The sequence below is a fragment of the Actinomadura sp. NPDC049753 genome (genome assembly GCF_040674655.1).
In the GTDB taxonomy this organism is placed as follows: Bacteria; Actinomycetota; Actinomycetes; order Streptosporangiales; family Streptosporangiaceae; genus Spirillospora; species Spirillospora verrucosospora.
The window spans coordinates 1-8,638 of record NZ_JBFARL010000274.1; the positions used below are offsets into that span (position 1 = coordinate 1).

Annotated in this window: 4 protein-coding genes; 2 read left to right on the plus strand and 2 right to left on the minus strand. The window is 71.8% G+C overall.

Annotated features, from left to right (window positions below):
• Positions 1 to 26: 26 nt before the first annotated feature.
• The gene (gene ppdK, locus AB0K37_RS38040; protein WP_363989921.1) at positions 27 to 2,726 is read right to left on the minus strand and encodes a pyruvate, phosphate dikinase; all 2,700 of its coding nucleotides are present in this window, start codon (positions 2,724 to 2,726) and stop codon (positions 27 to 29) included.
• A gap of 341 nt (positions 2,727 to 3,067) precedes the next feature.
• Between ppdK and AB0K37_RS38045 the strand changes: the two genes are divergently transcribed.
• Together AB0K37_RS38045 and AB0K37_RS38050 are read left to right on the plus strand one after the other, a co-directional pair.
• Positions 3,068 to 4,954 (plus strand): glycoside hydrolase family 15 protein, encoded by a 1,887-nt coding sequence (locus tag AB0K37_RS38045; protein WP_363989923.1) that lies wholly within the window; start codon positions 3,068 to 3,070, stop codon positions 4,952 to 4,954.
• A gap of 114 nt (positions 4,955 to 5,068) precedes the next feature.
• The gene (locus tag AB0K37_RS38050; protein WP_363989926.1) at positions 5,069 to 6,208 is read left to right on the plus strand and encodes a septum formation family protein; all 1,140 of its coding nucleotides are present in this window, start codon (positions 5,069 to 5,071) and stop codon (positions 6,206 to 6,208) included.
• 42 nt (positions 6,209 to 6,250) lie between these two features.
• Here AB0K37_RS38050 and secD read toward each other — a convergent pair whose 3' ends face one another.
• Positions 6,251 to 8,521, minus strand: coding sequence for a protein translocase subunit SecD (gene secD, locus AB0K37_RS38055; RefSeq protein ID WP_363989929.1), 2,271 nt, complete (start codon positions 8,519 to 8,521; stop codon positions 6,251 to 6,253).
• Between the last annotated feature and the right edge of the window lie 117 nt (positions 8,522 to 8,638).

Below are 8,638 nucleotides of genomic sequence, written 5' to 3' on the forward strand. Positions count from 1 at the left end.
CGGTCGCCCGGCCGCCGGGCGGGACGTCAGCGGCTGTCGCTGCCCCCGGAGGCGTCCGCGGCCTCGATGGCCGCGCGGCCCGCCTCCAGCCGCGCCACGGGGATGCGGAACGGCGAGCAGGACACGTAGTCGAGGCCCACCTCGTGGCAGAAGTGCACCGAGTCGGGGTCGCCCCCGTGCTCGCCGCAGATGCCGAGCTTGAGGCCGGGCCGCGCCCGGCGGCCCTCCTCGGCGGCGATGCGCACGAGCCTGCCGACGCCCTCGCGGTCGAGGGTCTCGAACGGCGACACCCCGAAGATCCCGAGCTCCAGGTAGCGCGAGAAGAACGCCGCCTCCACGTCGTCGCGGGAGAAGCCCCAGGTCGTCTGGGTGAGGTCGTTGGTGCCGAACGAGAAGAACTCGGCGGCCTCGGCGATCTGCCGGGCGGTCAGCGCCGCCCGGGGCAGCTCGATCATCGTGCCGATCAGCGCCGGGACGTCGACCCCGCTGGACTCCCTGACCGCGGCGAGGATGTCGCGCGCCTCGTCGCGGACGGCCTCCAGCTCCTGGACCGCCCCGACCAGCGGGATCATGATCTCCGGGCGCGGGTCGCCGCCCGCCCGCCTGCGCGCCGCCGCGGCCTCGGCGATCGCGCGCACCTGCATCGCGAACAGACCGGGAATCACCAAACCGAGCCGCACGCCGCGCAGGCCCAGCATAGGGTTCTGCTCGTGCAGTCGGTTGACTGCTTCGAGCAGTCTCCGGTCCTTGGCGTCCGCTTCGTCGCCCGCGAGCGCGACCCTGACCGACAGCTCGGTGATGTCGGGGAGGAACTCGTGCAGCGGCGGGTCGATGAGCCGGATGGTGACGGGCAGTCCGTCCATCGCCTCGAAGATGCCCTCGAAGTCGCTCTTCTGGAGCGGCTCCAGGGCGTCCAGCGCGGCCTGCCGCTCGTCGTCGTCCTCGGCGAGGATGAGCTGCTCGACGAGCTGCCGCCGGTCGCCGAGGAACATGTGCTCGGTGCGGCACAGCCCGATGCCGGCGGCGCCGAACCGGCGGGCCCGGGCGGAGTCCTCCGGGTTGTCGGAGTTCGCGCGGACCTTCAGCGCGGCCCGCGCGTCGGCGTGCTCCATGACCCGGTGCACGGCCTTGACGAGGTCGTCGCCGTCCTCGACCGCCAGCTGGCCCTCGAAGTAGCGGACGACGGGCGAGTCCTCGACCGCCACCTCCCCGAGGTAGACGTCGCCGGACGACCCGTCGATCGAGATGACGTCGCCCTCCCGGACCGTGACGCCGCCGGGCGCGGTGAAGTGGCCGCCCTTGACGTCGACGTCGAGCTCCTCGGCGCCGCACACGCACGTCTTGCCCATGCCGCGCGCGACGACCGCGGCGTGCGAGGTCTTGCCGCCGCGGGAGGTCAGGACGCCCTTGGCGGCGACCATGCCGGCGAGGTCGTCGGGGTTGGTCTCGCGGCGGACGAGGATCACGTCCTCGCCCCGATCGGCCAGCTCCACGGCGCGCTCGGAGGTGAACACGGCCTTGCCGACGGCCGCGCCGGGCGAGGCGTTCATGCCCTTGGTGATCTTCTTGACCCCGTCCACCCGGTCGGTGAAGCGGGGGAACATCAGCTGGGCGAGCTGGTCGCCGGTGACGCGGCGGGCGGCCTCGTCCAGGTCGATGAGGCCCTGGTCGAGCAGCTGGCAGGCGATCCGGAACGCCGCGCCGGCGGTCCGCTTGCCGACCCGGGTCTGCAGCATCCACAGCTTCCCGCGCTCGATCGTGAACTCGATGTCGCACATGTCGCGGTAGTGGTTCTCCAGCGTCTCCATGATCTCGAGAAGCCGGTCGTAGGACGCCTTGTCGATGCGCTCCAGTTCCTTCAGCGGGACGGTGTTGCGGATGCCCGCGACGACGTCCTCGCCCTGGGCGTTCTGCAGGTAGTCGCCGTAGATGCCTTGCTGCCCGGACGCGGGGTCCCGCGTGAAGGCGACGCCCGTCCCCGAGTCCAGGCCCATGTTGCCGAAGACCATCGAGCAGATGTTGACGGCCGTGCCGAGGTCGACGGGAATGCGCTCCTGCCGCCGGTAGAGGACGGCGCGGGGCGCGTTCCAGGAGTTGAACACCGCCTCGACGGCCAGGTCCATCTGCTCGCGCGGATCGGTCGGGAACTCGCGGCCCGTCTTCTCCCGTACGATGACCTTGAACCGGTCGACGAGCTCCCTGAGGTCCCCGGCGGTCAGGTCACCGTCGTCGTCGCTGCCCCTGGCCCGCTTGACGTCCTCGACGGCGTCCTCGAACAGGTCGCCGTCGATGTCCATGACGGTCTTGCCGAACATCTGGATCAGCCGGCGGTAGGAGTCCCACGCGAAACGCTCGTCGCCCGCCTGCGAGGCGAGGCCGTGGACGGACTCGTCGTTCAACCCGACGTTGAGGACGGTCTCCATCATGCCCGGCATGCTGAACTTGGCGCCGGACCGCACGCTGACCAGGAGAGGGTCGTCGCTCTGGCCGAGCTTCTTGCCCATCGCGGACTCCAGGTCGGCCAGGTGCCGGTTCACCTCGTCCGCCAGGCCGTCGGGCAGGGTCCCGTGCTCAAGGTAGTGCCGGCAGGCCTCCGCGGTGATCGTGAACCCCGGCGGCACGGGCAGGCCGAGATTGGTCATCTCGGCCAGGTTGGCGCCCTTGCCCCCCAGGAGGTCCTTGAGGTCCTTGTTTCCCTCAGTGAAGTCGTACACGAACTTCCGCACGGGGAGCTCCTTCTCGCTCCGGTTCCACACAGTGGCAGTTCCGGGCCCGCCTCCGCGGGGCGCGCGGCGTCGCGTCACCCCAGGCGGCGGCGGGTCCGCTGCCCTGTTTGCCGGGACTGTACCCGCGAACCCGGGACTTGCTCGGCGCCCGGTGCGCCAAGGGGAGTTATCCCAGCTCAGGCCGCGGATAATGGTCTATTCCAATAGGGAGACCAGGGACACACCGCTCAAACCGCACCGCTCAAACCGCACCGCCCGGGCGCCCCGTACCGGGGGGCGGCCCGTACCCAAGACACGCCCATCGCGCGGGAGAGGGAATGATGAATCAAGGAGGTGACGTTGTGAGGCCGAAGGTCGCCGGCGGCCGGGCGGGAGATCCGTTCGCCCCCATCGCCGATTTCGGGTTCCTGTCCGACTGCGAGACGACCGCCCTGGTCGCGCCCAGCGGCAACATCGAGTGGATGTGCCTGCCCAGGATGGACTCGCCCAGCGTGTTCGGCTCCATCCTGGACCGGGACGCCGGATACTTCCGGGTCGGCCCGGCGGGCGTGGAGGTGCCCGCCGCACAGCGCTACATCCCGGGGACCATGGTGATGGAGACCACCTGGTGGGTGCACGGCGGCTGGCTGGTCGTGACGGACGCGCTGCTCATGGGCCCGTGGCACCACGAGACGGAACGGTCCCACACGCACCGCAGGGCGCCGACCGACTACGACGCCGACCACGTCCTGCTGCGGATGGTGCGTTGCGTGAACGGGCAGGTCCAGGTCCGTCTCGACTGCATGCCGGTGTTCGACTACGGGCAGACGCCGGCGCGCTGGGAGCACACCGGCTCCGGCTACCACGAGGCCGCCGCGCGCGGCAACGGCGTCGGCCTGCGGCTCACCACCGACATGAACGTCGGGTTCGAGGGGTCGCTCGCCACGTCCCGGACGCTGCTGAAGCAGGGCGAGTCCCGGTTCGTGGCGCTGTCCTGGAGCGAGCACGCGGCGCCCTCCTCGTGGGAGGAGGCGCAGGAGCGGCTCGTCTGGACCGTCCACCACTGGCAGCACTGGCTCGACCGGGGCCGCTTCCCCGACCACCCGTGGCGCAGCCACCTGCAGCGCAGCGCGCTGACCCTGAAGGGGCTGACGTTCGCCCCGTCCGGCGCCGTCGCGGCGGCGGCGACGACGTCGCTGCCGGAGACGCCGGGCGGCGACCGGAACTGGGACTACCGCTACACCTGGATCCGCGACTCCACGATGGCCCTCTGGGCGTTCTACACGCTCGGCTACGACTGGGAGGCCAACGACTTCTTCTACTTCATCACCGACGTCGCCGAGGCCGCCGAGGGCAAGCTGCAGATCATGTACGGGCTGGACGGGCGCGAGGAGCTGCCCGAGTCCACGCTCGACCACCTCACCGGCTACGACAACGCCCGCCCGGTGCGCATCGGCAACGAGGCGTACATGCAGGCGCAGCACGACGTGTGGGGCGCGATCATCGGCTCTATCTACCTGTTCGTGCGCAAGCGGGACCGGCTCGACGACCGGCTGTGGAAGATCGTCGTCAAGCAGGTCGAGGACGCCCTCGCCAACTGGCGGACGCCCGACTGCGGCATGTGGGAGGTGCGCGGCGAACCCCAGCACTTCACCTCCTCCAAGGTGTTCTGCTGGGTCGCGGCCGACCGCGGGGCGCGGCTCGCCCGCATCCGCGGCGACCAGGAACGGGCGCTGCGCTGGCAGGCCGCGGCCGACGAGATCCACGCCGACGTGCTCGCGAACGCGCTGGACGAGCGCGGCGTCTTCACCGCCCACTACGGCGCGACGGCCCTGGACGCCTCGGCGCTGCTGATCCCGCTGCTCGGATTCCTGCCCGCCGACGACAAGCGCGTCCGGGAGACCGTCCTCGCCATCGCCGACGAGCTGTCGGAGGACGACCTCGTCCTGCGCTACCGCGCGTCGGAGACCGACGACGGGTTCGAATCGGACGAGGGCACCTTCACGATCTGCTCCTTCTGGCTGGTCAGCACCCTGGTGATGGTCGGCGAGCTGGAGCGGGCCCGCGCCCTGTGCGAGAAGCTGCTGTCCTACGCGAGCCCGCTGCAGCTGTACGCCGAGGAGATCGACCCGCACACCGGCCGCCACCTCGGCAACTTCCCGCAGGCCTTCACCCACCTGGCGCTGATCAACGCCGTCATGCAGGTGATCAGGGCGGAGAACCCCCCGGGCCAGCCGCCCCTCGCCTGACCCCCCGGACCCGTGGCCGGGACCGTCCCCGGCCACGGGACTCCGTGATCACGACTCGGCGACGACCACCCGGAACACCGGTTTTTACCGAATTGTCCGGCCTACCGTTTCGCCGTGACCACGCCACCATCTCCTGACGACGACCCGGCCGCCCCCGAACCGCCTCCCGCCCGGGCGCTCCCCGACACGCTCGCACCCGCCGCCGAAGCCCCGGCCGCCCCACCGGACGAGACCTCGCCCGCGGACGATCCGGAACCTTCGCCCATCGCGGGCGAGCGGCCTGACCGGGCGAGGACGAACGGCTTCGCCATCGCCGCCCTGGCCACCGGTGCCGTGGGCCTGGTCCTGTTCGCGATCGCCTTCGCCGCCGCCGCCCTGGTGCAGATCCGCCGCCGGGGAGGCGGCGGCAGAGGCCTCGCTCTCGGCGGGCTCGGCGCCTCGGCGGCCTGGCTCGCGGCAGCGGCGATCATCGCGGCGCTGTTCGGCGACTCGCTGTTCTCGGCCGGAGAAGCAGAGGCCGACCCGCGTCGGCGGGACGGCTACGTGCTGTCGTCGACCCTGAAGGTGGGTGACTGCTTCACGGCGCAGACCCATGACTCGGCCGATCCGAACGTGTATCCCAGCCCCTGTGCCAGCCCCCATAACGGTGAGGTGGTCGCCAAGGCGACGCTCCCCGCCGGCCCCTTCCCCGGAGTCCAACGGCTCGCCGCCCAGGCGGGGGCGCTGTGCGAGGAACGCACCCCGGACAACGTCAAGAAGGTCGTGGACGACGATTTCGACGCGCGGGCCGAGCTCCCCAAGCGCGAGGACTGGGAGAGCGGGAAGCGGACTGTGACGTGCACGCTCGTCTACGTCGGCGAGGACAAGTCGCTCATCGCACCGCTCAGCCGCGCCGTGATCACTCCCCGGCACGAGGCGATGTTCGAGCAGGGCGACTGCCTGGAGAAGTGGGACGAGAGCATGACCCCTCCGGTCGTGGACTGCGATCTGCCGCATCAGTTCCAGGTGCTGGCGACGTACAAGCTCCAGGGCAAGGAGTACCCGGGCAGAAAGAAACTCGAAAAGATGGCCTCGGAGGGCTGCGCGAGGCGGGCGGCGGACATCTGGGGGGACGATCCGCCGCCCGACCGCGTCTACCCCACGTTCTCCACGCCGACCAAGCAGCAGTGGAGACGCGGCTATAGAGACGTGTACTGCCTGATCACGGGCGGCAATAACGGGCCGCTCGAGCGGTCGTTCGTGCCGAAGAAGTGACGTCCCCTCCGGGCCGCCGCCGGGGGGCGGCGGCCCGGGGGGTCAGACGACCGCGCCCGAGCTGCCGGGGGTTCGGCGGACCGGCCTGGACTTCTGCTTGCTCTGGGGCGGCGGGGTCTTGGCGTGGCGCTCCAGGACGACGGCCAGCGGCGTCGCGGTGAAGACGCTGGAGTACGTGCCGACGACGATGCCGATCAGGAGCGCGATCGCGAAGTCCGTCAGGGAGTCCCCGCCGAGGACGGCCAGCGCCGCCAGGATGAACAGGGCGCCCACGCCGGTGTTGATCGTCCGCGGGACCGTCTGCAGCGTGCCGCGGTTCGCGATGTCGGCGAACCTCCCCTGGGGATTCGCGGCCCACATCTCCCGGACCCGGTCGAACACGACGACCGAGTCGTTCACCGAGTAGCCGATGATCGTGAGCAGCGCGGCGAGGAAGACGCCGTCGATCGGCTTGCCCAGCCAGGCGAAGATCCCGGTGACGATCGCGATGTCGTGGAACATGGCGAGCACCGAGCCCGCCGCGAACGTCCAGCGGAACCGGATCGTCAGGTAGGCGAGCTGGGCCAGCAGGGCCACGCCGAGGGCGATGAGGGCCTTGGTCCGCAGCTCGTCCCCCAGGCTGGGGCCGATCAGCTCGTCGCGCTGCTTGGCGGCGCCGCCGCCCTCCTTCGCGAGGGCGTCCCGGATGCGCTTCTCCTCCGCGTTGCTCAGGTCGGACGTCCGGACCGAGATGTCGTCCTTCCCCGAGGTCTGGACGACGGCGCGCGGGAACCCGGCCTCGGCGACGGCGGCGCGGGCGGCGTCGATGTCGACGTGCCTGGAGGTGGAGTACTCGACCAGGCGGCCGCCGGTGAACTCCACGCCGAAGTTCAGGCCGCGGGTGAAGATCCCCGTGACGGCGAGGACGACGGCGAGCGCGGAGACGCCGAGCCACAGGCGGCTGCGCTTCATCAGGTCGGGGCCGCTCTCCTCCAGCCACCGCCGGATGCGGCCGGCGCCGCCGATGCCGCCCGCCCTGCCCTTGCTGAGCCGGGGCATGCGCGCGGCGGCGGCGTCGGTGAGGACGCGGCTCAGCAGCATCGCGGAGACGAGGGAGCCCAGCACGCCGATGGTCAGCGTGACGCCGAAGCCCCGGACCGGCCCTGAGGCCAGGAAGAACAGCAGGCCGGCGGCGAGCACGGTGGTGGCGGCCGAGTCGGCGATCGCCGACCACGCCTTGGTGAACCCGACGGCCAGGGCGGTCCGCGCGCTGCGGCCCGGTGCCGCGGCGCGCTCCTCTCTGGCGCGCTCGAAGGCCAGCACGTTGGCGTCGATCGCCATGCCGATGGCGAGGACGAACCCGGCGAGCCCGGGAAGCGTCAGGGTGGCGCCGACCGCGACGAGGGCGCCGTAGGAGATCAGCGCGTACCCGGCGAGCGCGACCGTGGCGAGCAGGCCCGCCAGCCGGTAGACGGCCACGATGAACAGGCCGGTGAGGACGATGCCGATGACGGCGGCGCGGGCGCTGGCGTCGATCGCCTCGTCGCCGAGCGTCGGGCCGACCACCCGCTGCTCGATGATCTTCACGGGGACGGGCAGCGAGCCGCCCTGGATGAGGGCCGCGAGGTCCTTGGCCTCGGAGGGGCTGAAGTCCCCGGTGATCTGGGTGGAGCCGCCGGTGATGCCGACGCCGCAGGCGACGCTCTCGGTGACCTGCGGAGAGGAGATCACCTTGCCGTCCAGCACGATGGCGACGCGGCGCTCGTCGCCGGCCGCGCAGGCGGCCTTGGCGGTCAGCCGCTCCCAGGTGGCGCCGCCGCCGCCCTTGAACCGGACGTCGACGGCCCAGCCGCCGAGGTTCTGCGGGTCGTAGGAGGCGCTCGCCGAGCCGATCCCGGCGCCGGTGAGCGCCGCGGGGCCGATCAGGATCCGCTGACCGCTCTCATCGGGGATCAGCTGCTGCCCCGCCGCGGGCGTGCCGGCGGCGGGCAGCACCGGGTGTGCCGTGAGCTGCGCGGTCTTGCCGATGGCGGCGGCGGCGCGGGTCGGGTCCTGGACGTCCGGCAGTTCGACGATCAGCCGCCGGTCCCCGGACCGGGTGATGGACGACTCGGCGACCCCGAGCGCGTCGACGCGCCGGTGCAGCACCTCGCGGGCGCGGTCGGTGGACTCCCGGTCGGCCTTCACGGCCGGGGAGTCCTGCGTCTCCAGGACGATCTGGGTGCCGCCGCGCAGGTCGAGGCCGAGGCGGGCGGGTTTGGACCAGGCGAAGTAGAACGATGTGGCGAGCACGGCGAACGCCAGTACCGCCCGCACCAGATTGGCGCGAGTCAAGGGGAACCTCCACGCAGGGGTTTCGGTGCCGCACGTCGGCGTGCGGCACCGGGGACAGAGAGCTCAGATCCCTGTGGAGGCGGGCGGCGCGCGCCCGCGCGGGGCGCCCCTCGGCGC